The sequence below is a fragment of the Nioella aestuarii genome (genome assembly GCF_050896395.1).
Taxonomy (GTDB): domain Bacteria; phylum Pseudomonadota; class Alphaproteobacteria; order Rhodobacterales; family Rhodobacteraceae; genus Nioella; species Nioella aestuarii.
This window is the reverse complement of the sequence record NZ_JBPBBA010000018.1, coordinates 1-25011: the sequence shown is the minus strand read 5'-3', so window position 1 is coordinate 25011 and position 25011 is coordinate 1. Positions and strand designations below refer to the sequence as shown.

Here is a 25011-nt window from a genome sequence, read left to right as displayed (position 1 = left end):
TGTGCCAATCCTTTGCCGTGGAGACATCCCAAATGAAAATGACGACCGAAGAAGCCTTTGTAAAAGTGCTGCAAATGCACGGGATCGAAGATGCCTTTGGCATCATCGGTTCCGCCTTCATGCCGATCTCCGACCTGTTCCCGCAAGCGGGCATCCGTTTCTGGGACTGCGCTCATGAAGGATCCGGCGGGATGATGGCCGATGGCTATACCCGCGCCTCCGGCAAGATGAGCATGATGATCGCCCAGAACGGCCCCGGCATCACCAACTTCGTCACGGCAGTGAAAACCGCCTATTGGAACCACACCCCGCTGCTGCTGGTCACGCCGCAGGCCGCCAATAAATCAATTGGGCAGGGCGGCTTCCAGGAAGTGGAACAGATGGCCGCCTTCAAGGACATGGTGGCCTATCAGGAAGAAGTGCGTGATCCGTCGCGCGTGGCCGAAGTGCTGAACCGGGTGATCATCAACGCCAAGCGTGCCTCGGCCCCTGCACAGATCAACATGCCGCGTGACTACTGGACCCAGGTGATCGACATCAACCTGCCCGCCATTGTGGAATTTGAACGCCCCGGCGGCGGTGAAGAAGCCGTGGCAGAAGCTGCCCGCCTGCTGTCCGAAGCCAAGTCGCCCGTCATTCTGAACGGCGCAGGCGTGGTCATCGGCGGCGCGATCCCCGCATCCATGGCACTGGCCGAACGTCTGGATGCCCCGGTTTGCGTGGGCTACCAGCACAATGACGCCTTCCCAGGTTCGCACCCGCTATTCGCCGGGCCTCTCGGCTATAACGGATCGAAGGCCGGGATGGAGCTGATCAGCCAGGCCGATGTCGTCTTGTGCCTGGGCACGCGCCTGAATCCGTTCTCGACCCTGCCGGGCTATGGGATCGACTACTGGCCGCAAAACGCCAAGATCATCCAGGTGGACATTAACCCGGACCGTATCGGCCTGACCAAGCCGGTCACGGTCGGCATCGTTGGTGACGCCAAGAAAGTCGCAACCTCGATCCTCGAGCAGCTGTCCGAGACCGCCGGTGACGATGGCCGGGCCGAGCGCAAGGCGCGTATCGCACAAACCAAGTCTGCCTGGGCACAGCAGCTGTCCTCGATGGACCACGAAGATGACGATCCCGGCACCACCTGGAACGAACGCGCCCGCGCCGATAAGCCCGATTGGATGAGCCCCCGCATGGCCTGGCGCGCGATCCAACGGTCCCTGCCGAAAGAAGCGATCATTTCGTCCGATATCGGCAACAACTGCGCCATCGGCAACGCCTATCCGTCGTTTGAAGAGGGGCGGAAATACTTGGCACCGGGCTTGTTTGGCCCCTGTGGATACGGGTTGCCTGCCGTCGTGGGCGCCAAGATCGCCTGCCCGGACACGCCGGTCGTGGGCTTCTCCGGTGACGGGGCGTTTGGCATCGCCGTGACGGAACTGACCGCTATTGGCCGCAGTGAGTGGCCCGCTGTGACCCAAGTTGTGTTCCGCAACTACCAGTGGGGTGCCGAGAAGCGGAACTCGACACTGTGGTATGACGACAACTTCGTCGGCACCGAACTGGACACGCAAGTCAGCTACGCTGGCATCGCAAAGGCCTGTGGCCTGCAAGGCGTTGTCGCGCGCACCATGGACGAGCTGTCCGAGGCGCTCGATCAAGCGCTCAAGGATCAGGCCGCTGGCAAGACCACGCTGATCGAGGCGCTGATCAACCAGGAACTGGGTGAACCTTTCCGCCGGGACGCGATGAAAAAGCCGGTCGCGGTGGCAGGGATCGATGCTGCCGACATGCGGCCGCAAAAATCCGCCTGATCACGGGACACAAGACGGGCAAGAGCCGCGGCGCAATCCGCGGCTCTTTTCCTTTGGTTTATGGGCTTTATGCGGTCTGTTACCCGGCCCACGCTGCTGCAAATCCCTGACAACCCGCAGGCCCATAAAAAATCTTTCAAACCCTATGGACAGCCCCGCCCGAACCCCCTAGAACGCCTCCACCCACAGGAGAGTTTCCTGTCCCGTGCCCGGGTAGCTCAGGGGTAGAGCAGTGGATTGAAAATCCTCGTGTCGGTGGTTCGATTCCGCCCCCGGGCACCACAACTCTCAGTAAAATTGTTTAATATTAATGGGTTGTGGAATTTTCGCCGTACATGATTCCGCTATTTTCCAGCACTTCGCATGGTCAAGGCTGCGTGTTGCAGTTCATAACTGACACCAGACTTTGGCCGTCTCGCAACTCCAGACTCAGGAATTCTGTTCAAGAGGCTAAGAAAGCAGAAATCTGAAATTGTGAGCCTCAGCGTCGGTTCCTCGGATAATGGCATATTCCATACCTGATGCCTCGGCCATCTGCTCAGCATACTCACGTTTAGCCTGTACGATCGGATCGTCGATCATGTTGTCGCCTTTCTTCGACATCGTCATCTCTCACCACCAGCTTTGGATCAGCCATTACGGAGTATGAGCCGTTCTCCGGCAATCGCACGAGTTCGACTTCATGCTCATCTGTGATCTCGTGTTGCTCCAAATCATACAGGAGTCCAAAGAGACGCGGGATCACCACGTCGTAGAGCAATTCGTTGTACGCGTTGATCGCGTCGAGGATATTCTGGATGCCTTCACCGGTGGATTGAAGGATCGCTTCGATTTCCAACGGGCTACGCCCCAACTCTCCGCCGACCTGTTGGAGCTGTGCAGGCTGAACGGAAGCGCGGACCGTGTCCGCTTCGGGCTGAGACCGGTCTTCGGCCGAAGCCCGTCCGACCGACGGTGGCGCACCTATGGAGAAGAAACATGTGCTGCACCGCCGCAGGTCGGCTTCGAGCCCATTCCGCAAAATGCTGCGGCTTTGATCAATGGAACCGATGCGTCGATAGCGGCCGTTGGCAGACCTGGGGTGATAGTTCTGGAATTGCCGCGGAGTTATGGCGAAATGTGGGTCGCTAAAATTTCTACACATGCCCGTAGAAATCGCGGTGTGCTGCGACTGAATAAGCATAGTCGAGCAACGTCGACCAACTGAACACGGGCATGTCAATTTCCCGTTGGATCGCGCGAGCGAAAGGTTGAAACCCAGTGCATTCGAGCACCATTGCACCCATCATAGTGTGCTCGGCGGCAAATCCCTTGGCGACGGATATGATATCCTGTTCGGCCTTGGAATAATCCGCCATAGGAATGTCGGGCCGCAAATCTTTGGTCCACAGGCTGTCGAACTGAGGGCATTTGCCGTCGTCCTTTGCTCCTTGGACCACATAGTTCGATCCCAGCTGCACCCGGACAGAGGTGAGATGCCGGTCGTACAATTCGTCACCCTCAGCGACAAGGATGCCGACAACCCTGTCGTCACCGATAATCGTTTGGGCCAACGGCACCTGTAACAGGCTTGAAGCGAACACCGGGACATTCACAGCCCCGGCGATTTCTTTTTGGAACCATGCAAAATAGCCGCATTCCGCCGCAATAGCGCGGCATCCCATGCGTTCAAGTTTTCGCGCCGCCGCGAGCACCGGCTCGAGTAACGCCTCTTTGTTTTCTCCCCGGACAAGCTTCTTGATATCAACGCCTTCCGCGATTTCGTATTGGACCGGGAAAGGATAGGCGCTGGCGTTACGCACGTCGCCGGGAAACCCGGGGTAGACATCATCCAGAATGATAACCCCCAATCCCATGCCATAGCAGCAGTGATTTTTTCGGGCGTGAATACGCTGAACGGCCGGATCATGTGCTGGCATCACCAGTCTCCTTGTGGTCTTGCGGATACCGATTTGATATATCTTTATACAATCCAGGAAAAATAATGTTTCGTTATGGAGGGCGGAAAATGGTTATGACCGGATCAAGACGCGAAGAACTGTCCGTACGGCGTGTCCGCAGCTTGCTCGCAGTTGCAGAGCATTGCTCCTTTTCGATGGCTGCTCAAGAGCTGGGATTGACACAACCCGCTGTCTCACAACACGTTAAACAATTGGAGGAGCAGTTAGGGCTCGACCTGCTGAAGCGCGACAAGGAGGGGTTGCGGTTGTCTTCCGGTGCCGCCGCACTGCTGCCTGCCTTTCGCCGCTTTCTATCAAGCAATGGGGCCATACTCGATCAATTGGCTTCGCTTGGTCAGGGAGCGGAGCAAATTCTGCGGATCGCAAGTCCGGCGTCCTATGCGGCTCTCTTTGTGGTGCCGGTCTTTCAGGCGCTACGAGAAAGATTTCCGAACCACATCCTCGACATTTCGGAAATCGATGACGAGGAAAGTATTCGCCTGGTCCGGGACGGGGATATTGATTTCGGTATCACCAGCGTGTTTGTTCCGTCTCCTGGATTGCACTTTGAGGCGCTGCACCAAGATTTTGCGTGCGTTGTGATGTCTGAATTCAACACGTTGGCTAAAGAGGCCGAAATTGATGACGACGCCATCGTTTCGCAACCGATGATCCGGTTTCCGTCCGGTACCACCTCACACGACTGGTTGTCGGCCATCATGGAACGAACCGGGGTAGAACCGAAGACCATTGCGGAGGTACGGCAACTGGTAACGGGCTTCCATATGATCCGTCAGAACTTGGGTGTAGCTGTGGTTCCAGAAGGGGCTGCAAAAGCTTGCGAACTTCCCGGTCTTACTACTGTTCCATTGAGTAATCGTAGCTTGATTCGAACGCTTGGAATTTTGACCAACGACTCCCACCACCCGACAGACTTCGAGAGAACGTTGGTTGATCACCTCCGAAACAAATCGAAGGTCTTAGCCGAATAGCCGTGCCTCCTCCGGGGCCAGTCAACTTAGCATCAAAGCTCAGTTTCCTGTCATTGGCGCAACCGCAGCGAAATCACACTTTGTCCGCACTACGGACCTCTGGTCACCCAAAATGCTGCGGTCTGCATGAATGGCCGCTTCGGTGAAGCTCCGATGCGGCGTCCGACCTCACGGCCAAGGTTGGCTCTGGGCCGTTCCCGTCACCTGAATTGGCTGGGAGCAAGCGGACGCTGCGCCGCCTCCGAGATCTCCTTCGAGCCCATTGCAGAATGCTGCGCTCCTCACGAACGGCTACTTTCCAGATTTCACGCCTTCATCAAAGCGACACCTCCAGCAATCGCCTACGCCGACAAGCAACGCCACCCGCTCATGTAGCGAGCTCTTTCCGCGATGGCAGCAATTGGTAGTGGCTTCGATCATAACCATCCCAAATTTAGGACGTTCAATGGCGTCATCCCGGCAAACCGCATGACCTCAGCAAGCCAAGAAGTTTCTCGAGATCGGTCTCGCAGCGATACGGGTGACGGCGGGCAAGATTTTCGGCTGAACAATCAGGATCGAGTGACATAACCTCCGCGCCGATCCGGGCCGCTTCGTCAAGGCGACCTTGCGCAGCGAGAATGCCCGCGAGCAAAATGCTGGCCTCGAGGTTATCGGGTTTTCGTCTGAGCAATTCACGAGCAGCCGCTTCCGCCATCTCAAGTCGCCCCAAATCGCGATATGCGGCTGCGAGAATTTCGACCCACCACGACGCGTATATAGGCGCAGCGCGGATCGCGAAGTTGACCCGATCCAATGCCTCCCCAGGCCGCCCATGCCAAAGAAGAATATTTGCATAGAGGGCATTGGTGGTCGCGCATTGCGGCCTGATTGAGATAGCCACCTCCGCAAGGCGCAAGGCTTCTTCATGCTCGCCGTGCAGCAGGCGCACATGCGCAAGAATTGCATGAGCCTGACCATCAGCATCCTCGAGCTGGCTTGCGCGTTCAGCCCATTCGGTTGCTGCGAGGAGGCTTCGGGCTGAGTCCTCTCCCCACCCCATGGTCACATCCCAATAATGGCAAAAAGCGACGAGCGTCGGTCCGAGAGTAACTTCGGGCGAAATCTCACTGACGCGCTCGAATAGCCTGCGAGCCGACGCCACGCTTTGCTTGTCGAACTGCGTAAGGCGCTCGAGACCTTTGTAGTAAAGAGCAAGCGCATCTGGATTTCGAAGGGTCTTTCGCCAAACCCGTGCTTGCTCTCCCCGCGCAACAGTCACGTCCAGCATTGCAACGATACGTTCTACAATTTCGTCGGGGACGACAAAGTCCTCATCAAGATCCCGATCGTAACGCTCGCTCCACACCACCTGACCGGTTAGCCCGTCTGTCAATTCAGCGGAGACCCGGATACGCCTCTCGGAGCCACGAACTGCACCCGTCAGCACGTAGCGCACACCCATCTCTGTGGAGATCTGCTCCGGCCCTACATCCTGCCCGGCATAGCTTGCCGCACTGCCTGCCGCGATGACGAAGAGCCCCGAGATCTTGACGAGTGCGCTTTGGATGTCGATGCGTAGCCCTTCGGCGAGGTGATCGAGACGGCCACCAGAGAGATCACGAAACGGAGTGACAATGAGAGACGGTTCAGGAGGTATCGCAAGTTCGATGCCAAGGGCGCCGAGTTCCGTCTCGTGATCGGCGGACTTTTCGCCCAGGTTTTGGCGTGCCTCAGCATCAGGCGTTGGATTGGCACGCTCCAGCCTGATGCGTGCCCTGAGAGCTATTGTCTCCGGCTGTGGTCTCAGTCCAAGTTCGCGATCAAGTATGTCACGGACTCTTGTGAATTGCATGAGTGCTGCATCATAACGCCCTTGCACAGCGTAGGCAGCCATCAGGCTTCGATGGCCCTGCTCGTTCAGCGGATCAATTTCGATAAGCCGCGCGCCGAGGCTGATAAGCCGGGCTGGATCGCTCGATACGGATGGGTCGGTTAGCAGGTGCGTCAGGCACGTGGTCATGAGGTTGCGGAGCCGCTCGCGCTCGGTCCTAAGCCATGCTTCGAAAGCTTCCTCTCGTATGCTGAAGCCGTCGAGCAGATCGCCAACATAGATTGACGACGCCGTTTCAAGCGACGCTGCATCCGTTTTGGCGACCTCTTCATCGAAGTCCCAGACATCTACTGAGACGACCGCAGGATCGAGTCTGACAATGCCATCATCGGCAACAAGTGCGTCGTCAAGGCTCCGACGCAATAGCGAGAGTGCTTGGCGTAGGCTGGCACGGGATTGATCCTCAGTCCGGTCTTCCCAGAAAAGCCCCGCCAGCCGCTCCCGGCTGATCCCTCTTGAACCGTGCAACGCTACACAGGCGGTAAGCGCCTTAACCTTGCGAGGCAAGGATTTTGCCTCAGGTGCGTCGAGCTCCAGGCCGCCCAATAGCCGCAAGATGAGTTTCCCAGGTGCTGTCTTACTCATTCCGGACACCCCTACATGACGTCGCAGAACATACTCGGTCAGGCCGCTCGCCGTCACAACCGACAAGTTTGCGTGCGCGCGACAAACCAACACGAAATTACACTTACGTTACGCTTGCTTTGACGGCGCCCTCACGGCGACGGGCGATGGTCTTCCTCACAAGCATCAGAATAAATGAGGAGAAACCAAGATGTTCCCGACTTATGACATGAATCCGATCGCGATCCAGAAGATGCAAGAGGAGCGTTTTGCTGCGATGGAAAAGAGGAACCAGCTCTCGATCTCGACTGTCTTTCCGGCGGTGGGATCAATTTGTGCCGCGGTGATTGCAGTAATCACTGCCTTCTGACCGGGATACGCAGCCTTGCATGGGAATGCTCCATGCCGGCTCTGTCTACTGGCGACATTGCGACGAAGGGCTGATCCTTGCGTTTTATGGACCTGTAGCGTCTCAAATCCGCTCGCGCTCAGCCAAAGTCCGGTTTGTCGGGCCGCACCGCAGCGAAAAAGGCGATGGGTCAATGGCAGCTCTGGGCCGGTCACTGCGCACGGGCCTGCAGGGCGGACTGCTGCCATTCGCTGCGGAGCCAACGAATGGCAGCTTCTTTGTTAGCCCGCGTCGATAAACTCGGCGTATTCACCGCGAACCTGAACTGTGACGGTCAACTCGGAACTGTCCCGGTTGCGCCAGAACCAGCCGTGTTCTCCGTCAAAACCGGCGACGATGGTTCCTTCAGCCCCGGCAGAACCCCGTCCTCGTTCATAGGTGATCGACTGACCGGAACCGTGGCCGTGAAGATCAAAGTTCACGCGACCGCCTTCGACGATCATGCGATACTCTGCCGTTTGCCCTTCGCTCATAACCAACTTCCATTCAGCCGAATCTCCAGGCGCGAGCGTGAATGTGATCTCGTCGCGCCAGAGGTCTACCTCCTGTGCGTGGGCAGCCCCGACGAAGAGGCTAAAGAAGCCATCCAGCAAGCTCGATTGGTCGTTGCTTTCGGCTTCCAGCAACCGGTCCGCTTCAGCCTCTTCGGCAAGCTGCATCTTGATCTCGCCCATTTCCGCAAGGCCGATGACACGACCGACGCCTGTCGGGTCAATGCCGTATTCCGCTGGCAAGACGACTGTCACCAGGATCACGATGGCCGAAACTGCGGCGATGATCGTGGATTTCAGAAGTTGTGCAGAGCTCGGCAATTCTTCCAGGCTGGGTTTTTCTGCGTTGAACATTTTGGTCTCCAATAAGTTACGCGGCGACGAAGAAGCCGGTGATCTGGTAGCCCATCAGGATGAAACCCATGGACATCATGACGACGTTGACGGTGTAGGCCTGGCGAAAGAAGTTGGGGGACTTCCGCCAGTAACCCATGACTATCAGGATCACGGCGAGCGCCATGAGCTGCCCGATCTCGACACCCACGTTGAACGCGATGAGATTAGGCAGAAGCCCTTCCGACGCGATCTCGTAGTCGAGAATCTTCGTGGCCAGACCTGTGCCATGGAAGAAGCCGAAGATCAGCGTCGCGGCCTTGGTGTTGGGCTGGAACCCGAACCAGCGCTGATAGGCGCCGAGATTGTCGAGCGCCTTGTAGACGACTGACAGGCCGATGATGGCGTCGATGATGTAGGCGTTGATGCCCCAGCCGAACCAGACGCCGAGCAGCATCGTGGTCGAATGCCCTATGGCAAAGAGGCTGACATAGATGCCGACGTCCTTCATCTTGTAGAGGAAGAACACAACACCCAGTAGGAAAAGGATGTGGTCGTATCCGGTCACCATGTGCTTGGCGCCGAGATACATGAAGGGGATGATGTTGATCCCCCAGATTTCCTGGATGTAGCCCGCATCACCTTCGGTGACGTTGTGGGCAGCGGCCGCAGATGCCCAAAGCATCAAGATGGCCAGAGAAGACAGGATGGCAGCGGCGCGTGATCGGCACCGCGAAAGGCCATCCGCGAGAACGGATTGCATGGTTTGCTCCTTGGATTGTCCGTGATCGTGTGAATGAAAGCCCTTTGAGGCGGCATCACACGCGTGGAGGACGTTCCAATCGGAAATGCGGGGATTGCCAATCCAAGGACGCAAGAATGCGCCATACCGAACCGGCTTCAGTGTGGGATTGGTTCACGCGGGAGGGCATGAGAACAGCTTGTGAATGGTCGTGATCTGCTGTGTCATGGCTATGCCCGTGCAGCGCCCACATCAGGTCTTCTTCAAGCCCATGAGAATGCCCGTGTGTCGCGACCATTTCCGCATGTTCTTGCAAGGTTTGGATGACCGTCGGGGCATGGGATGAGGTGGGCGTGACGTTCCAGGCGATGAGCGCGAAACACGACAAGACAAACAGCGCGCGGCGCATGCCGTGCAATATTGCCTTTCCGCACCTCATCTGGTCACCCGCTCCATCCTGCCCATGCCGTTATGCGGTGTCTTGCACCATCCTCCCGGGGAGGTTAGCCATTTCATATGACAAAGCCCCATACCCATGCAAGCCATCCCAGGGTCATATCCCGGCTGAAACGCGCCGATGGGCACTTGCACTCCGTTATTGCAATGATCGAGGAAGGGCGGCCCTGCCTCGAAGTCGCACAGCAGCTACAGGCCGTGGAAAGCGCCATCCGGAACGCGAAGCAGGCTTTTATCCATGACCACATGGATAACTGTCTCGACGCTGGCGATGACCATGACAAGTCAGAATTGAAGGCGATCTCTCGCTACCTCTGAGGACAAACATGTTCGACATTCTATCCGATCGCACCTATCGCCACCTGTTTCTGGCGCAGGTTGTCGCGCTATTGGGGACCGGGCTCGCCACTGTCGCGCTTGGGCTCCTTGCCTACGACCTGGCTGGCGACGGCGCGGCCATGGTGTTGGGGACCGTGTTCACCATCAAGATGGTGGCTTATGTCGGCATTGCACCCGTTGCTGGGGCTTTCGCAGACCGGGTGAACCGCCGCGTTCTGCTGGTGGCCCTTGATCTGGTGCGCGGGGCGGTTGCGCTTTGTCTGCCGTTTGTTACCGAAGTCTGGCAGGTCTACGTGCTGATCTTCCTGCTGCAATCCGCGTCTGCTGCCTTCACACCGACGTTTCAAGCCACGATCCCCGACGTGTTGCCAGACGAGGGCCGCTACACCCGCGCCCTGTCGCTCTCGCGGCTCGCCTATGATCTTGAAAACATCATCAGCCCGACACTCGCCGCGCTCCTGCTTGCGGTAATGACCTTCAATAACCTCTTTCTTGCAACAGCGGTTGGCTTTGCGGCCTCTGCCCTGCTCGTGGTTTCGGTTTTCCTCCCAAGCCCAAAGGCATCGGAACCGCGCGGCATCTATGACCGCACCACGAGGGGCATCCGTATCTACCTCGCCACTCCACGTCTACGCGGGCTTCTTGGCCTCAACCTTGCGGTCTCAAGCGCGGGTGCAATGGTGCTCGTGAATTCGGTCGTTCTGGTGCGGGCAGAGCTTGGCTTGGGCGAAAGCGCCTTGGCATGGACGATGTTTGCCTTCGGGGCGGGCAGTATGATCGCGGCGCTTCTCTTGCCGCGCGTGCTGGATCACGTCAAGGACAGGCCAGTGATGGTCGCTGGCGCGTGGGCGATGGTTGCAGCACTCCTTGGGATCGCGGCGGCGACCCTTATGGTCGGGCTGAGCTGGCCGCTACTACTGTTCGTGTGGCTGGTTGTGGGCATTGGCTACTCGACGGTCCAGACGCCGTCTGGCCGCCTACTGCGCCGCTCAGCTCATGCTGAGGACAGACCGGCCATCTTCGCTGCTCAGTTCGCCTTGTCGCACGCCTGTTGGTTGGTGACATACCCGCTGTCAGGATGGCTCATGACCACGTTCGGTTTGCTTCCTGCTCTGGTCGTGTTGGCAAGCTTGGCGACGGTCGGAATAGTAGCTGCGCTTTGTCTTTGGCCGAGCGAAGATCCGGAAATCGTGGAACATACCCACAACAATCTACCGCTCGACCACCCGCACCTTCGAGGGCACAGGAAGCATGCCCACGGGTTCATCATTGATGATGCACACCCGCGTTGGAACGAACAGCTTTAGGTTGCGCTTCTGCAAAGCGGACATGTCCTGAAAATCTTACGGATATCCGCAATGGGCCGGAAGCGACGCTTGCGCGAATCGGGCGGGGAGCGGTCATTCGCTGCGTCGCCGACCAACGGCAGCTGTGCGCAGCTTGCTGTCGACGGAAAAATTGAAAAGGGCCGAATTGCGATGGTTCTCAGCCAGACGTGCTTATTGAAGAGCAGCCATTCGCCGTTCAATGGCAGTATCTCTCACCGACGAGCATCTCAACTTGTCGATGGTTCGTGACCATTTCCTCAGGCCTGGTTAGCGTCGATACCAGTCTTATCCTCGATATTCCTGTGCGTAGCGGCGGTCCGCTTCACCGGAGAAAGAACGTATTCGTGTTTCGAGCCAGTCGCACAGGCTATCCACCCTGGGCGGCAATTCCTCGCCCAAGCCTTCGGAGAATTCCATGAATGCTTGCGCGTTGAGAATGTTGAGACCGACTAAGACGGGCGTCTCTTTCATGACCGCCTCGGCGATGATCTGTCGGAAGCCGCGCCCTTCGGCTTCATGCTTGCCGAACTTGTTGATGATCAGGCAGTCGGCACCGGATGCGAAGTGTCCGGTCACAAGACCTACGGCCTTCTCTAGGGCGTTTGGATCTAGGCGACATCCTCGGGAAGCTCGACCAAGGGTCTGGGAAATGCGAATTGCTGGTCCGTCTGGTAACACTTTCACATCCATATCGCATGGTCCGGCATCCGACCGTTCAGTGTTGATCTGGACGGTTCCGCAGGGCTTGTATCCACGGGTGATCAACTGGTCGGCTACTGTATTTAGAACCAGATCGGTATCGCCGCGTCCGGGGGCCAAAGTGTAGGCAATGTTCATTGAGGGATCCTCAGTTCTATTTGTTGTGTCAGGGGGCATCTTAGGTTCCACTCTTTTGGAAGTGGCCCGGCCCGATGGTGCAATCCAGATCACCAAGTCGACCGTCCTTCAGCCCGTAAATCAGCCCATGGACGCGAAGGTTGGCTTTGCGCCCCCAGGCCCGTTGCAGGATCGGGGTTTCTGCCACACGGCGCACACCCTCGATCACGTTCAGTTCGGCCAGCCGGTCGCGTCGAGCTTCCATATCAGCACAATGTGCCAGATCGACGGCACAAGCGCGGGCCAGCCGTCGGATCGGTTCTAGCCAATGATCGGCCAGCCCGTGCGGCAGGTTTTCTTCGGTCGCGGCCTTGACACCGCCGCAACCGTAATGGCCACACACGATGATTTCGCGCACCTTCAATGCCTCGACAGCAAACTCCAGCGCAGAAAGCAGGTTCATGTCAGACGAGTGCACGACATTGGCGACGTTGCGATGAACGAAAACCTCACCGGGATCGAGCCCGGCCACCACATTCGCAGGCACCCGGCTGTCGGAACAGCCGATCCAAAAGAACTCCGGCGCCTGTTGCTGCACGAGCCGGTTGAAGAAACCGGGATCGCGGGTGGTCTGGTTGGCGGCCCAGGCCCGGTTGCGGTTGAAAAGGTCTGACATCATGGCGGGATGGATCCTCAGATCGGGCGAGACAGATCGGCGCCGGTAATGTCAGCCTGTTCGATCAGCGTGGCGACGAATTCTCTGGCCGCCCGTGCCCACGCCGTTCTCTCCAGCGCGTCTGCGATGCGGGGTTTGACCGCTTCGAAGGGCAGCACCGCGCCCTCGGCCAGCGCATCCATGCGGATGACGTGCCAGCCATGGCGGGTCAGAACGGGCCTTGCTGTGACCTCCCCTTCGGAAAGCTTGTGCAAGGCAGCCTCGAATTCCGGCACGGTATCACCGGGACAAAGCTGGCCAAGTACGCCGCCGGTTGCGCGTGATCTGCAATCGCTGGTTTCGGAGGCCAACTGCGTAAAACGATTCGGTGCTTGCAGCGCTTTGTCGGCAAGCTCACACGCCCGGACCTCTGCCTTTTCGCGAGATTCAGGGTCGCGCGGGTCGCAGGCGATGAGGATGTGAGACACCTCCCAAAGGGGCGGCGCGCGGAACCGTCCGGGATCGCGGTCGTATTCTGCGCGGATGGCGTCCTTGCTCGGGGCCTCGACGCGGATCGCTTGGTCGAGAAGGCCCCTGATCAGGGCCTCCTCTTCTGTTTCAAACCGCCCCGGCCCGATCTCTTGCGCTTTGGGCGTCAGACCACGGCGGCGGGCCTCCTGCAGCAGCAGGCTGCGCATGGCGACGGCATTGGCGGCCTTGCGCCAGGCGATGCCGGGCTTGTCCTTGGGCGCGTAGTGATGTTGCGCTTCAGCGGCGATGACCGCCTGTGGCACGGGTTCACCGTTGACGGTCAGGTCGGGGAACAGGGCGTTACTCATGGCTCAGTCCGCCCGGTTCGTGGCACGGCGGCGCGACCGGACGATCTGATACCCGGGGCGGGTGAACAGATAGCGGAACGGGGCCGCAATGCCGGACAGGATGTGCACAAGCCGCGTGAAGGGGAAGACGAGGAAGATTGTCAGACCCAAGAAGAGGTGCAGTTTGAAGATCAGTGCGGCCCCCGCGATGTGATCCGCGGCGCCGGACTGGAAGGTGAAGATCCCCTGCGCCCAGGCCATGAACAGCGTCATTTCATGCCCGTCGAGATGCTGGAGCGAAACGAAGATCGTTCCCAGCCCCAAGATCAGTTGCGCCAGCAGAAGCGCCAGAATGGCGGTGTCGGCAAAGCTCGACGTGGCCTTGATGCGCGGATCGGTCCAGCGGCGGTGAAACAGCATGCCGCCGCCCACCAGTGCCATGACGCCCGCGATGCCGCCAGCGACAACGGCCAGCACCTGCTTGGCCCCGTGGCTGATGCCTAAGGCGTCGAAGATCCAAATCGGCGTCAGCAGGCCGACGAGGTGGCCCACAAAGATCACCAGAACGCCGATATGGAAAAGGATCGAACCGATCACCAGTTGCTTGCGTCTGAGAAGCTGCGAGGAGGAGCTTTTCCAGGTGAACGGATCCCGATCATAGCGCGCGATGGACCCGAAGATCATCACCGCGAGGGCGATATAGGGGTATATCCCGAAGAGAAAATTGTGCATCTGAGCCTCCTTTATTCGGCGGCCACGCCGGGGGCGGGATTGATCGGTTCATCCATGCGGGCCAGCATGCCGCGCACCTGCGGACAGCCTGCATTTGGGTCGGGGCCGAAAAGCACTTCGCTCTCCTCCCAGACCTGATCCAGCGCTTCGAGATCTTCGGGGTCCGCATCGGGCTGTTCCAGCAGCTCGGCCACGGCCTTCTGATCTGCTTTGACATCTGCCAGCTGCAAAAGGGCGGCGAACGCGGCGGCATAGTTGCTTTCCCGCCGGACCAGCCGGGCGGAAAGCGCCTCAAGGATATGCGCCGCGTCCGCCAAGGTATCCTGCGCCTCGCCGAAGGGTCGCGTGGACAGGAATTCCAGAAGCACCGGCAGGTGGTCGGGCAGTTCCGAGGTGGCGGGGTCGAACCCGCCCTCCCGATAGGTTTCGATCAGGCTGACCATCGCGCCGCCCCGGTCCCGGCTTTCGCCATGGACATGTTCGAAGAGGTTGAGCGACAGCGTCCGCGAGCGGTCGAAGAGCATCACGTAGCGTTCCTGCAACTCGTAGATATCGAGCATCTCCAGCTCTTCCAGCAGCGGGCTCAGCGCGCGCCGTGCCACCGCCGTCAGGCCGGGTTCCGCGATCAGGACGCCCGCGATTTCGGGCATGGCCTGCTGCAGCTCCTCGGTCGGGTAGCTCAGGATCAGTGACAGGGCTTTCAGGGTCCGGTCCATGTCAGCGCACCTCCTCGGGCATTTTCAGGGGTTTCTTGGAGCCCCCGAAGAGAGACCCCTTCGAGATGCCGGTGGAACAGCCATTGCCATCGGTGAAGCCGCAGCCGCCCTTCAGGTCATAGGCCTCTTCGACCTGTTCACGGTGGGTGGTCGGAATGACGAAGCGGTCCTCGTAATCGGCAAGGGCCATGATCTTGTACATGTCCTCGATCACGCGCCCCGAAAGGCCCACCCGCGCGGCAATGCCTTCATCATTCACGCCGTCCACGGTCTTGGCCCGCATATAGGCGCGCATGGCCAGCATCCGTTCCAGCGCCTGTGCCACCGGGGCCTCATCGCCTGCGGTCAGCATGTTGGCGAGGTAGCGCAGCGGGATGCGCAAGCTGCGCACGTCCGGCATGTCGCCATCGGCCCCGATCGCCCCGGCCTGAGCGGCATTCTGAATGGGCGACAGCGGCGGGATGTACCAGACCATCGGCAGCGTCCGGTATTCCGGATGCAGCGGGAAGGCGATCTTCCACTCCATCGCCATCTTCCAGATCGGGCTCTCCTGTGCCGCCTTGATCCAGTCCTGCGGGATGCCCTCGGCATGGGCCGCTTCGATCACCGCCGGGTCGTTGGGGTCGAGGAAGACATCGAGCTGCGCGTCGTAGAGCTCTTTTTCAGACGGCACATTCGCCGCCTCACCGATCTTGTCGGCGTCATAGAGCATGACACCAAGGTAGCGGATGCGGCCCACGCAGGTTTCCGAACAAACGGTCGGGTTGCCCGATTCAATGCGCGGATAGCAGAGCGTGCATTTCTCGGATTTGCCCGTGGACCAGTTGTAATAGACCTTCTTGTAGGGGCAGCCAGAGACGCACATCCGCCAGCCCCGGCATTTTTCCTGGTCAATGAGGACGATGCCGTCTTCCTCGCGCTTGTAGATCGCGCCAGAGGGGCAGGACGCGGCGCAGGCCGGGTTCAGGCAGTGTTCGCAGAGGCGCGGGAGATACATCATGAAGGTGTTCTCGTATTCCCCGTAGATCTGCTTTTGGATGCCCTCGAAGTTGTAGTCCTCGGACCGTTTCGAGAATTCGCCGCCCAGGATTTCCTCCCAGTTCGGGCCTTTCTCGATCTTCTCCATCCGTTCGCCGGTGATCTTGGATCGGGGGCGCGCCGTCGGGAACGCCTCCATTTCCGGGGCCGATTTCAGGTGGTCGTAGTCGAAATCGAACGGTTCATAATAGTCGTCGATCTCGGGCAGATCCGGGTTGGCGAAGATATTCGCCAGAATCCGCCACTTGCCGCCCTGTTTGGGGATCAGCCTGCCGCCCTTGGTCCGTTGCCAGCCGCCGTTCCACTTCTTCTGGTTTTCCCAGTCGGTCGGGTAGCCGGTGCCCGGCTTGGTTTCGACGTTGTTGAACCAGGCGTATTCGACGCCGTCGCGGCTGGTCCACACGTTCTTGCAGGTGACGGAACAGGTGTGGCACCCGATGCATTTATCGAGGTTCAGCACCATGCCGATTTGCGCACGGACTCTCATTCTGCGGCCTCCTTTGCGGTCGCTTCGCGGTCGAGCCAGTCGACCTTTTTCATTTTCCTGACGACAACGAATTCATCGCGGTTCGAGCCCACGGTTCCGTAGTAGTTGAAGCCGTAGGATTGCTGGGCATAGCCACCGATCATGTGGGTTGGCTTCAGCACCGCCCGCGTGACCGAGTTGTGGATGCCGCCGCGATGACCGGTCTTTTCGGACCCGGGCGTGTTCACAATCTTTTCCTGAGCGTGATACATGAAGGTGGTTCCATCCTTCATGCGCTGGCTGACCACTGCGCGGGCCGTAAGCGCCCCGTTGACGTTGTAAAGCTCGACCCAGTCGTTATCGACGATCCCGGCGCGTTTGGCGTCGTTCTCGCTGATCCAGATCACCGGCCCGCCCCTGTTGAGCGTCAGCATCAAGAGGTTGTCGGAATAGGTGGAGTGGATGCCCCATTTCTGGTGCGGGGTGATGAAGTTCAGCACCAGGCTGTCGCCGTCATCCTGCACATCCTTGGTGATCGTCTTGAGATCAACCGGTGGCCGGTAGGACATGAAGCCTTCGCCGAACGCCCGCATCCATAGATGATCCTGATAGAGCTGTTGGCGTCCCGTGAGTGTGCGCCAGGGGATCAGTTCGTGGACATTGGTGTAGCCTGCGTTGTAACAGACCTTTTCGCTTTCCAGCCCCGACCATGTGGGGGAGGAAATGATCTTGCGCGGCTGTGCGGCGATATCTCGGAAGCGGATCTTTTCGTCTTCCTTGGGCAGCGCCAGGTGGGTGTGGTCGCGCCCCGTGGCCTTGGACAGAGCATCCCAGGCCTTGACCGCCACCTCGCCATTGGTTTCAGGCGCCAGCATCAGGATAACCTCGGTCGCGTCGATATCCGACACGATCTTCGGGCAGCCCTTGGCGGGGCCATCCTGCCATTCGCCATTCAACTCGCGCAGGTGCTGCACCTCGTGGCGGGTGTTCCACGCGATACCCTTGCCACCATTGCCGACTTTGTCCATGAGCGGGCCGAGCGCCACGAAGCGGTCGTAGATCGCCCCGTAGTCCCGTTCCACCGGCACATAGTTCGGCGCGGTCTTGCCCGGGATCAGGTCACATTCGCCCTTCTTCCAGTCCTTGACCTGATCCTGCGCCACTTCGCCGGGCGTGTCGTGCAGGATGGGCAGCGCGACGATGTCGGTTTCCTGGCCCAAAATCTCCGGTGCGACCTCCTGGAACTTCCTGGCGATGGCCTTGAAGATTTCCCAGTCCGACTTGCTTTCATAGGCCGGATCCACCGCCGCCTGAAGCGGGTGGATGAACGGGTGCATGTCGCTGGTGTTGAGGTCGTTCTTTTCGTACCAGCTTGCCGTGGGCAGCACGATGTCGGAATAGACGCAGGTCGTGCTCATCCGGAAGTCGATGGTCACAAGCAGGTCTAGCTTGCCGCGCGGGCCTTCTTCATGCCACTGGGCTTCCTTCGGCAGTTGCCCGCCCTCTTCTCCCAGATCTTTGCCAAGCACGCCGTGATCGGTGCCCAGAAGGTGCTTGAGGAAGTATTCATGCCCCTTGCCGGACGAGCCCAGAAGGTTGGATCGCCAGACGAACAGGTTGCGCGGCCAGTTTTCCGGTGCGTCCGGGTCCTCGCAGGACATTTCCAGATCGCCGGATGTCAACTGCTCTGCCACATATGCCGGGATCTCTTTCCCTGCGGCCTTCGCGGCCTTGGCCACCTCCAGCGGGTTCGTCTTCAGCTGCGGGGCAGAGGGCAGCCAGCCCATCCGCTCGGCCCGGATGTTGTAGTCGATGAGCGAAGCATCCCAATCACCCTCGGGAGCCGTGGGCGACAGGATTTCACCCGCCGTCAGCGTCTCGTAGCGCCATTGATCCGTATGCGCATACCACGCGGAGGTGGAGTTCATGTGGCGCGGCGGGCGGCCCCAGTCGAGCGCGAAGGCCAAGGGCTGCCAGCCCGTCTGCGGGCGCAGCTTTTCCTGCCCCACGTAATGCGCCCAGCCACCGCCCGACTGGCCCACGCACCCGCACATCACCAGCATGTTGATGACGCCACGGTAGTTCATGTCCATGTGGTACCAGTGGTTCATGGCAGCGCCGATGATTATCATCGACTTGCCCCTGGTCTTCTCGGCATTGAGCGCGAAGTCGCGGGCGACATGGATAATCTTGTCGCGGGAAACGCCGGTGATCTTTTCCGCCCATGCAGGCGTGCCCGGCATATCGTCATCGTAATTGGCGCTGACCCAGTCACCACCCAGGCCGCGGTCGAGACCGTAGTTGGCGCAGAAGAGGTCAAAAACCGTGGCGACCTGAATCTCGCCGTCAGCGGTCTGGACCGTTTTCACCGGGATATTGCGGGTCAGCACATTGGGGCGCGCATCTCCGGTCGAGAACGCCTCGGTCGCGTTGGCGCCGAAATAGGGGAAGTCGACGCCCACCAAGTCGTCATGGTCGGTGTCCAGCACGAAGGACATGGCCAGATGCGTGTCGGCCCCGTCGGCCTTGGCTTCAAGGTTCCACTCGCCGTCCTCGCCCCACCGGTAGCCGATGGAGCCATTGGGTGCGACCAGCCCCTTTGAGCTGCGATCCCAGGCGACGGTCTTCCACTCGGGGTTGTTGGCCTCTCCCAGTTTGCCGTCCAGATCGTCGGCGCGCAGGAAGCGGCCCGGCACAAGGCGGCCGTCCCTTTCTTCCAGCTTCACCAGCATCGGGAAGTCGGAATAGCGGCGGCAGTAGTCCTCGAAATACTCTGACTGTCGGTCCAGATGGAACTCGCGCAGGATCACGTGGCCGAAGGCCATGGCTAGCGCCGCATCGGTACCCTGCTTGGCGTTGAGCCAAACGTCACCGAACTTGGCTGCCTCGGAATAGTCGGGGCAGATCACGGCCGACTTGGTGCCGCGATAGCGGGCCTCGGTGTAGAAATGGGCATCCGGCGTGCGCGTTTGCGGCACGTTCGAGCCCCACAGCAGCAGGTAACCCGCGTTGTACCAGTCAGCCGATTCCGGCACGTCCGTCTGTTCACCCCAGGTCATGGGGCTGGCGGGCGGCAGGTCGCAGTACCAGTCGTAGAAGCTCATGCAGACACCGCCGAGCAGCGACAGGTAGCGGCTGCCCGCCGCATAGCTGACCATCGACATGGCAGGGATTGGCGAGAAACCGAAGACACGGTCGGGACCGTAGGTCTTGACCGTGTAGGCGTTGGCGGCGGCGGTGATCTCGGTCGCCTCTTCCCAGCTGGCGCGCACGAACCCGCCCTTTCCGCGCGTCTCGGTATAGGAGGCACGCAGGATCGGGTCGGTCTGGATCGCGGTCCAGGCCTCGATCGGGCTCATGGTTTCGCGCATCCGGCGCCAGACCTTCATCAGCCTGCCGCGCACCAGCGGGTTTTTCACCCGGTTGGCGGAATAGAGATACCAGCTGTAGCTTGCCCCACGGGCGCAGCCACGTGGTTCGTGGTTGGGCAGATCAGGCCGGGTGCGCGGGTAGTCGGTCTGCTGGGTTTCCCAGGTCACGATCCCGGATTTCACGTAGATCTTCCAGGAACAGGATCCGGTGCAGTTCACCCCGTGGGTCGAGCGGACCACTTTGTCGTGCCGCCAGCGGTTTCTGTAAGTGTCCTCCCAATCGCGGTTCTCGCGGGTCGTCTGGCCGTGACCGTCCGAAAACTGGTCAAGTTCTTTCGACTGGAGGAAGTTCAATCTGTCGAGCAGGTGGCTCATTTTCTTGCTCCCGAGGGGTGGTGATGGGGTCTGCCCCTGCGCGTTTCGCGGGGCAGACCGGTGTCAGATCAGGGGTTCTGGATGTAGGCGCCGGGGCGCAGGTAGAACCACCAGTTGATGGCGATGCAGAGCACGTAGAAGGCTGCAAACCCGTAGAGCGCGTATTCCGGGGTTCCGGCGCTCATCTGTTCGCCGAAGACCTTGGGGATGATAAACGCGCCATAGGCGGCAACCGCAGCAGTCCAGCCCAGGACGGGACCTGCCTGTTCCTTGTTGAACGCGACAGCGATGGTGCGGAAGGTCGAGCCATTGCCGATGCCTGTTGCAGCGAAGAGGATCAGGAACAGGATCAGGAAGGGCAGGAAGTAGTCCTGCGGGGTCGCCGAGGCATAGGCTGCCTGGATGAAGTAAGCCACGCCCAGGGCAGAGGCGACCATCACGATCGAAATCCACTGCGTCACGCGGGCGCCACCCAGCTTGTCAGCCATCATGCCGCCAATCGGTCGAATCAGCGCACCGATAAACGGTCCCATCCATGCGAACATCAGGGCCGAGGGGCCATCGGGGTTTGCCGTGCTGTGGGTCATCACGCCATCGACCATCAGGTGCTGGAAGCCGAAGACCACCTTGATGGTTAGCGCCAGCGCTGCCGAATAGCCGATAAAGCTGCCGAAGGTCATGGTGTAGATGACCGTCATCGCCCAAGTATGCTTGTTGCCGAAGATCTTGTACTGGCGGGTCAGGTTCTGGCCCACGGCACCGGGGATCATCTTGAGCCCCAGAACAGTCAGCGCGATGACGATCGGCAGCACGATCCACTTCGACAGGTTTATACCGGAAGAGGGAAGGCCGCCTTCCACACCCGGCAACATTAGCCAGATGCCGAGGGCCGAGGTGATCAGGCCGATGACGAGCATGAATGTGATTATGCCGAAGGCGCCGATCGGGCTGGGGATATCGGGCGAGACATGCTCGTCACGGATGTTGTTCATGCCGATCCAGCCCGCGAAGGCCAGCGGGATCAGTAAAACCAGCCAGATGTAACCGGCATTCTGGATATAGGTCTCGGACCCAGCTGGAATACGCGCGAAGAAGGTGCCGGACGTGTTTTCAAGGATCATCGGCTCGCCGCCGAACAGTCCGAAGGTCATCACCAGCGGGATCACGATCTGCATCGTGGTCACGCCGAAGTTGCCCAGACCTGCGTTCATGCCAAGCGCATAGCCCTGGATCTTCTTGGGGAAGAAGAACGAGATGTTGGACATCGAGGAAGAGAAGTTGCCGCCGCCGATGCCGGACAGGAAGGCGAGGATCTGGAACCACCAGAGCGGCGTGTCCGGGTTCTGCAGCGCAAAACCGGTCAGGGCAGCCGGGATCATCAGCAGCGCAGTGGTGAAGAAGATCGTGTTACGACCGCCCGCGATGCGGATGAAGAAGGTTGAGGGGATGCGCAGCGTTGCCCCCGCCAGACCGGCGATGGCGGCCAGGGTGAAGAGTTGCGAGTTCTCGAAGGCGAAGCCCAGGTTAATCATCTGAACGGTGATGATCCCCCAGTAGAGCCACACTGCGAAGCCGCAAAGCAGCGATGGAATGGATATCCACAGGTTTCGGTTAGCGATGGACTTGCCGGTTGATGACCAGAAGCCTTCGTCATCCGGTGTCCAGTTTCTAAGGTCTTGTCCCAAGGCGTCTCTCCTTGCTGGAGGTTGAGGCGGGCCGGTCCTCGGCCCACCAAATCAGGGTTTACTGAGCAGGCTGCTCGGAGCTGCGATTGCGGGTCTCGATCGCGATCAGCCCCTCTTCCAGCGCGGCGTTCGCCTTCTCGGCCCGCTTGCGCAGGGTCTCAATATTGGCGGCGGCAAAGGCGGCACGCTGTTCGTCTTCCTGCTGCGTCGAGAAGCGCACAAAGAAGGCCAGGAACGAGGCGCAGGTCACCACGATGCCGAGGATTAGGAAGGCCTGGCTCCAGTCGATCATGTTCTTGAACAGGAAGCCCGCCAGAACCGCGCCTGCATTGCCACCCGCACCGACCACACCGGCCACAGCGCCGAGCGCCTTCTTGTTGATGAAGGGAACGACCGAATAGGTGGCGCCTTCCGACATCTGGGTGAAGAGCGAGAAGACGATCAGCGCGGGCAGGGCCAGGAACAGAACCTGCATCTGGCTGAAGATCATCAGCGCGATGCCTTCAAAGAGCAGGCATACGAATAGCCAGAAGGCACGGCCCCGCAAACCCCAGAGTGCCCCGAAGTTATCCCCGAAGATGCCGCCAAGCGTCCGGGCAAAGAGGTTCATCAGACCGAATGAGGCCGCCACGAAACCCGCCGCCACAAGGCTGAGGTCGAAATAGTCCGCGAAGTAGAGCGCGGCGACGTTGTTAACGGTCAGCTCGATCCCGAAGCAGGCGCCATAGATGACGAACAAAACCCAAACCCGCGGGTCCTTGAGGGCCTGCATATAGTTGCCGGTGACATGTTTCTTCTCCGCCATGCGGCCCTTGGCGCGCAGCTCGTCGAAATTGCCGTCTGGCGCATCCTGGGTCAGGAAGTAGTAGGCGATGCCGACCAGGAAGATGATGACGCCGACGACGACCATGGACAGGCGCCAGCCGATGGCCTCGGAGAAGCCGAAGCCAATCACGAAGACTGAAAAGAGCAACGGCATGACGAACTGGGTGACGCCACCGCCCAGATTGCCCCAACCAGCCGAGGTCGCATTCGCCTGACCCACCACGTTTGGCGCGAACATCACGCTGGTATGGTACTGGGTGATCACGAAGGACGCCCCGATCCCGCCGATCAGAACCCGGAACAGCAGGAAGCTTTCGAAGTTCCACGACAGGCCGATCCCCATCACCGGCAACGATCCCAGGATCAAGAGCCAGGTGTAGGATTTCCGCGGCCCGATCCGGTCGCAAAGCCAACCAATGAACAACCGTGCGAAAATGGTGATCGAGACCGACCCGATAATGGCCCAGCCAATTTGGTTTTGTGTCAATTGCAGTTCGTCCCGCACCACCGCCATCAGCGGGGCAATGCCGAACCATGCGAAGAAACACGAGAAGAAGGCGAACCACGTCATGTGGAACGTCCTGATCTGCGGCATCTTCACGTTCAGGAAATTTGACCACAGTGCCGTGGCCTTGTTTTCCAGCTCCATCACGATCCCTCCAATCAGGGCAGGTCGGTCCCCGCCGCTTGTAGAATGGGGCCAAGGTCATTCGTTTTTTCGGGCTCAGGACTTGATCTGGATCAGAAAACAGGAATTTTTGTTCAAAATAAATGGGTTATAGAAATTTGTCACCCGGGTCGCCATGGCCGATCAATCCGCCCATAGGGTCTGGTCAAACGATGCCTTGACCTTTCCGGAGCTTCCGATTGATATTTGTCAATTCACGAGGGGAGGCCAGAACCGATCATGCCCGAGTCGTATTTTCCAGAGGTTCGAACCCTCCGTCTGTTCTCGGAAATGGATGCCGACAGGTTTCGCAACCTGATGCGCGGCTCTTATGTTCAGAACTTTCCGCCGCAGATCGAGTTGATCAATGAAGGCGATCCAAGCGACTTTCTGCACGTGATCCTGTCAGGGTCGGTGGAGCTCTTTTCCAGCTGGAACGGGCGCGAAACCAGCATGGCCACGGTACGCCCGATCTCTACCTTCATCCTGGCGGCGACGATCCGGGATGCGCCCTATCTGATGTCGGCCCGAACACTTGAAAAAAGTCGGATTGCCCTGATCCCAAGCCAGGATGTACGGGACATTTTTGACAAGGACGCCATCTTTGCCCGCGCCATTGTGACCGAACTGGCCCAATGCTATCGCTCGGTGGTGAAATCCCACAAGGACCTCAAGCTCCGCACCTCCTTGGAACGGCTCGCCAACTACCTGCTGCGCCACGATAGCCTGACGGGTGGGACCGGACAGTTCGACCTGCCCTTCGAAAAGCGCCGCCTGGCCGCCTTGCTGGGAATGACGCCGGAAAACCTGAGCCGCGCCTTCAAATCACTTCAAAGCTACGGTGTGAAGGTTGACGGCAATGTCGTCGAGATCGGGGATCCGGCTACGCTTGAGGCCTTCGCCAAGCCGGACCCGCTTATTGATGATTTTTCGAGCTAACCCCAGGACGCCGGGACTTTGGCCAAGTGGCCGGTTCCGTTGAGCTTCTTCGCCATGAGATTGACGGGTAAAAATAAAGTGCGAAATCGAAACTGAGGAATGCCGCGACCGAAGTAGCAATGTCGCTTCCCGCGCGACGTGAACTCCGAAAGTCACATCCAAGGTGGACAAAGCCATCTTTGCGCTTGGCCGTCCCTCGAGCAGCATAAGAGCAGCTGGGTACGTGAATGTCAGCTAAGTGGGATACAATCGCAGAATGACGCCCCGGGGATGAACGACTGCATTGGGCCGGAAGCAGAATCGACCTGCGAGGTCAGCGGCAGAACCCTTTATCGGCGAAAATTCAGTGCCTCACTTACCCCCCAAGCTTAGACTTTGGGCGGTATGTTGCTCGAGTAAAAGCATCCTGTGCGTCTGATAGTTCCTGTTCAGATATCTGGTGTTGCTCACGCACTGCTGCGATGCAATCCAAGCCATCTTGATGTATCATCGAGATATCGTTGCAGTAGGCATGGGCGGCTGCCCAGCTATTAATGTAGGAAGTCATCCTGGATAACTGTCCGTCGTCAGATAATTTGGGACATCAGAGCGGGTTTTGTTTTGGAGGCTCTGGCTCATCCTTGATTGAGTTTA

At 59.3% G+C, this 25011-nt stretch carries 21 protein-coding genes and 1 tRNA gene; 7 read left to right on the top strand and 15 right to left on the bottom strand.

Annotated elements, in window-relative coordinates:
* Positions 1–32 precede the first annotated feature (32 nt).
* Positions 33–1808, top strand: a complete 1776-nt coding sequence (gene xsc, locus ACROHD_RS11580; protein ID WP_432677997.1) for a sulfoacetaldehyde acetyltransferase — start codon at positions 33–35, stop codon at positions 1806–1808.
* 207 nt (positions 1809–2015) lie between these two features.
* Positions 2016–2090: transfer RNA gene (locus tag ACROHD_RS11575), tRNA-Phe, on the top strand.
* Positions 2091–2361: 271 nt separating this feature from the next.
* Here ACROHD_RS11575 and ACROHD_RS11570 read toward each other — a convergent pair.
* Together ACROHD_RS11570 and ACROHD_RS11565 are read right to left on the bottom strand one after the other, a co-directional pair.
* The gene (locus ACROHD_RS11570; protein ID WP_432677995.1) at positions 2362–2991 is read right to left on the bottom strand and encodes a hypothetical protein; all 630 of its coding nucleotides are present in this window, start codon (positions 2989–2991) and stop codon (positions 2362–2364) included.
* Positions 2945–3727: an aspartate/glutamate racemase family protein gene (locus ACROHD_RS11565; RefSeq protein ID WP_432677994.1), complete on the bottom strand. Its 783-nt coding sequence runs from the start codon at positions 3725–3727 to the stop codon at positions 2945–2947. The genes ACROHD_RS11570 and ACROHD_RS11565 overlap by 47 nt, the downstream gene beginning before the upstream one ends.
* Positions 3728–3816: 89 nt before the next feature.
* On the opposite strand from ACROHD_RS11565, the gene ACROHD_RS11560 reads away from it, so the two are divergent.
* A complete protein-coding gene (locus ACROHD_RS11560; protein WP_432677992.1) occupies positions 3817–4740 on the top strand; it encodes a LysR family transcriptional regulator in 924 nt (307 codons plus the stop codon).
* 451 nt (positions 4741–5191) lie between these two features.
* Here ACROHD_RS11560 and ACROHD_RS11555 read toward each other — a convergent pair whose 3' ends face one another.
* A complete protein-coding gene (locus ACROHD_RS11555) occupies positions 5192–7198 on the bottom strand; it encodes a BTAD domain-containing putative transcriptional regulator (RefSeq protein ID WP_432677990.1) in 2007 nt (668 codons plus the stop codon).
* A gap of 190 nt (positions 7199–7388) precedes the next feature.
* Here ACROHD_RS11555 and ACROHD_RS11550 point away from each other — a divergent pair, with 190 nt between their 5' ends.
* Positions 7389–7547 carry a hypothetical protein gene (locus tag ACROHD_RS11550; RefSeq protein ID WP_432677988.1) on the top strand — a complete coding sequence of 53 codons (159 nt, stop codon included), beginning with the start codon at positions 7389–7391 and terminating at the stop codon, positions 7545–7547.
* A gap of 260 nt (positions 7548–7807) precedes the next feature.
* On the opposite strand, the gene ACROHD_RS11545 is transcribed toward ACROHD_RS11550, so the two are convergent.
* The 3 genes from ACROHD_RS11545 to ACROHD_RS11535 are packed head-to-tail and all read right to left on the bottom strand — an operon-like array spanning position 7808 to position 9561.
* A complete protein-coding gene (locus ACROHD_RS11545) occupies positions 7808–8431 on the bottom strand; it encodes a transmembrane anchor protein (protein WP_432677986.1) in 624 nt (207 codons plus the stop codon).
* Positions 8432–8447: 16 nt separating this feature from the next.
* Entirely contained in the window at positions 8448–9173 is a 726-nt protein-coding gene (locus ACROHD_RS11540; RefSeq protein WP_432677984.1) for a HupE/UreJ family protein, read from the bottom strand.
* A gap of 55 nt (positions 9174–9228) precedes the next feature.
* The gene (locus tag ACROHD_RS11535; protein WP_432677982.1) at positions 9229–9561 is read right to left on the bottom strand and encodes a hypothetical protein; all 333 of its coding nucleotides are present in this window, start codon (positions 9559–9561) and stop codon (positions 9229–9231) included.
* 107 nt (positions 9562–9668) lie between these two features.
* On the opposite strand from ACROHD_RS11535, the gene ACROHD_RS11530 reads away from it, so the two are divergent.
* Together ACROHD_RS11530 and ACROHD_RS11525 are read left to right on the top strand one after the other, a co-directional pair.
* On the top strand, positions 9669–9926 hold the full coding sequence (locus ACROHD_RS11530; RefSeq protein WP_432677980.1) for a metal-sensing transcriptional repressor: 258 nt from the start codon (positions 9669–9671) through the stop codon (positions 9924–9926).
* 8 nt (positions 9927–9934) lie between these two features.
* Positions 9935–11254, top strand: a complete 1320-nt coding sequence (locus ACROHD_RS11525; RefSeq protein WP_432677978.1) for an MFS transporter — start codon at positions 9935–9937, stop codon at positions 11252–11254.
* A 306-nt stretch (positions 11255–11560) separates the two neighbouring features.
* On the opposite strand, the gene ACROHD_RS11520 is transcribed toward ACROHD_RS11525, so the two are convergent.
* The 9 genes from ACROHD_RS11520 to ACROHD_RS11480 form a co-directional block, all read right to left on the bottom strand.
* Positions 11561–12112 (bottom strand): DUF2478 domain-containing protein, encoded by a 552-nt coding sequence (locus ACROHD_RS11520; protein ID WP_432677976.1) that lies wholly within the window; start codon positions 12110–12112, stop codon positions 11561–11563.
* 40 nt (positions 12113–12152) lie between these two features.
* Positions 12153–12770, bottom strand: a complete 618-nt coding sequence (locus tag ACROHD_RS11515; RefSeq protein WP_432677974.1) for a carbonic anhydrase — start codon at positions 12768–12770, stop codon at positions 12153–12155.
* A gap of 14 nt (positions 12771–12784) precedes the next feature.
* Positions 12785–13585, bottom strand: coding sequence for a peptidylprolyl isomerase (locus ACROHD_RS11510; protein ID WP_432677972.1), 801 nt, complete (start codon positions 13583–13585; stop codon positions 12785–12787).
* Between the two features lie 3 nt (positions 13586–13588).
* On the bottom strand, positions 13589–14296 hold the full coding sequence (gene narI, locus ACROHD_RS11505) for a respiratory nitrate reductase subunit gamma (RefSeq protein ID WP_432677970.1): 708 nt from the start codon (positions 14294–14296) through the stop codon (positions 13589–13591).
* An 11-nt stretch (positions 14297–14307) separates the two neighbouring features.
* A complete protein-coding gene (gene narJ / locus ACROHD_RS11500) occupies positions 14308–15012 on the bottom strand; it encodes a nitrate reductase molybdenum cofactor assembly chaperone (RefSeq protein WP_432677969.1) in 705 nt (234 codons plus the stop codon).
* Between the two features lies 1 nt (position 15013).
* On the bottom strand, positions 15014–16537 hold the full coding sequence (narH, locus tag ACROHD_RS11495) for a nitrate reductase subunit beta (protein ID WP_432677968.1): 1524 nt from the start codon (positions 16535–16537) through the stop codon (positions 15014–15016).
* On the bottom strand, positions 16534–20262 hold the full coding sequence (locus ACROHD_RS11490; RefSeq protein ID WP_432677967.1) for a nitrate reductase subunit alpha: 3729 nt from the start codon (positions 20260–20262) through the stop codon (positions 16534–16536). The genes narH and ACROHD_RS11490 overlap by 4 nt, the downstream gene beginning before the upstream one ends.
* A 68-nt stretch (positions 20263–20330) precedes the next feature.
* Entirely contained in the window at positions 20331–21947 is a 1617-nt protein-coding gene (locus tag ACROHD_RS11485; RefSeq protein ID WP_432677966.1) for an MFS transporter, read from the bottom strand.
* A 58-nt stretch (positions 21948–22005) separates the two neighbouring features.
* Entirely contained in the window at positions 22006–23421 is a 1416-nt protein-coding gene (locus tag ACROHD_RS11480) for an MFS transporter (protein WP_432677965.1), read from the bottom strand.
* Between the two features lie 258 nt (positions 23422–23679).
* On the opposite strand from ACROHD_RS11480, the gene ACROHD_RS11475 reads away from it, so the two are divergent.
* On the top strand, positions 23680–24378 hold the full coding sequence (locus tag ACROHD_RS11475; protein ID WP_432677964.1) for a cyclic nucleotide-binding domain-containing protein: 699 nt from the start codon (positions 23680–23682) through the stop codon (positions 24376–24378).
* The last annotated feature ends 633 nt before the right edge of the window (positions 24379–25011 follow it).

Coding starts and splice junctions, on each gene's coding strand:
- ACROHD_RS11560 (WP_432677992.1), top strand. CDS start 3,817: ATGGTTATGACCGGATCAAGACGCGAAGAACTGTCCGTACGGCGTGTC.
- ACROHD_RS11535 (WP_432677982.1), bottom strand. CDS start 9,561: ATGCGCCGCGCGCTGTTTGTCTTGTCGTGTTTCGCGCTCATCGCCTGG.
- ACROHD_RS11555 (WP_432677990.1), bottom strand. CDS start 7,198: ATGAGTAAGACAGCACCTGGGAAACTCATCTTGCGGCTATTGGGCGGC.
- ACROHD_RS11570 (WP_432677995.1), bottom strand. CDS start 2,991: ATGCTTATTCAGTCGCAGCACACCGCGATTTCTACGGGCATGTGTAGA.
- ACROHD_RS11520 (WP_432677976.1), bottom strand. CDS start 12,112: ATGAACATTGCCTACACTTTGGCCCCCGGACGCGGCGATACCGATCTG.
- ACROHD_RS11550 (WP_432677988.1), top strand. CDS start 7,389: ATGTTCCCGACTTATGACATGAATCCGATCGCGATCCAGAAGATGCAA.
- ACROHD_RS11525 (WP_432677978.1), top strand. CDS start 9,935: ATGTTCGACATTCTATCCGATCGCACCTATCGCCACCTGTTTCTGGCG.
- ACROHD_RS11515 (WP_432677974.1), bottom strand. CDS start 12,770: ATGATGTCAGACCTTTTCAACCGCAACCGGGCCTGGGCCGCCAACCAG.
- narH (WP_432677968.1), bottom strand. CDS start 16,537: ATGAGAGTCCGTGCGCAAATCGGCATGGTGCTGAACCTCGATAAATGC.
- ACROHD_RS11545 (WP_432677986.1), bottom strand. CDS start 8,431: ATGTTCAACGCAGAAAAACCCAGCCTGGAAGAATTGCCGAGCTCTGCA.
- ACROHD_RS11565 (WP_432677994.1), bottom strand. CDS start 3,727: ATGCCAGCACATGATCCGGCCGTTCAGCGTATTCACGCCCGAAAAAAT.
- narJ (WP_432677969.1), bottom strand. CDS start 15,012: ATGGACCGGACCCTGAAAGCCCTGTCACTGATCCTGAGCTACCCGACC.
- ACROHD_RS11530 (WP_432677980.1), top strand. CDS start 9,669: ATGACAAAGCCCCATACCCATGCAAGCCATCCCAGGGTCATATCCCGG.
- ACROHD_RS11490 (WP_432677967.1), bottom strand. CDS start 20,262: ATGAGCCACCTGCTCGACAGATTGAACTTCCTCCAGTCGAAAGAACTT.
- ACROHD_RS11540 (WP_432677984.1), bottom strand. CDS start 9,173: ATGCAATCCGTTCTCGCGGATGGCCTTTCGCGGTGCCGATCACGCGCC.
- xsc (WP_432677997.1), top strand. CDS start 33: ATGAAAATGACGACCGAAGAAGCCTTTGTAAAAGTGCTGCAAATGCAC.
- narI (WP_432677970.1), bottom strand. CDS start 14,296: ATGCACAATTTTCTCTTCGGGATATACCCCTATATCGCCCTCGCGGTG.
- ACROHD_RS11480 (WP_432677965.1), bottom strand. CDS start 23,421: ATGGAGCTGGAAAACAAGGCCACGGCACTGTGGTCAAATTTCCTGAAC.
- ACROHD_RS11475 (WP_432677964.1), top strand. CDS start 23,680: ATGCCCGAGTCGTATTTTCCAGAGGTTCGAACCCTCCGTCTGTTCTCG.
- ACROHD_RS11510 (WP_432677972.1), bottom strand. CDS start 13,585: ATGAGTAACGCCCTGTTCCCCGACCTGACCGTCAACGGTGAACCCGTG.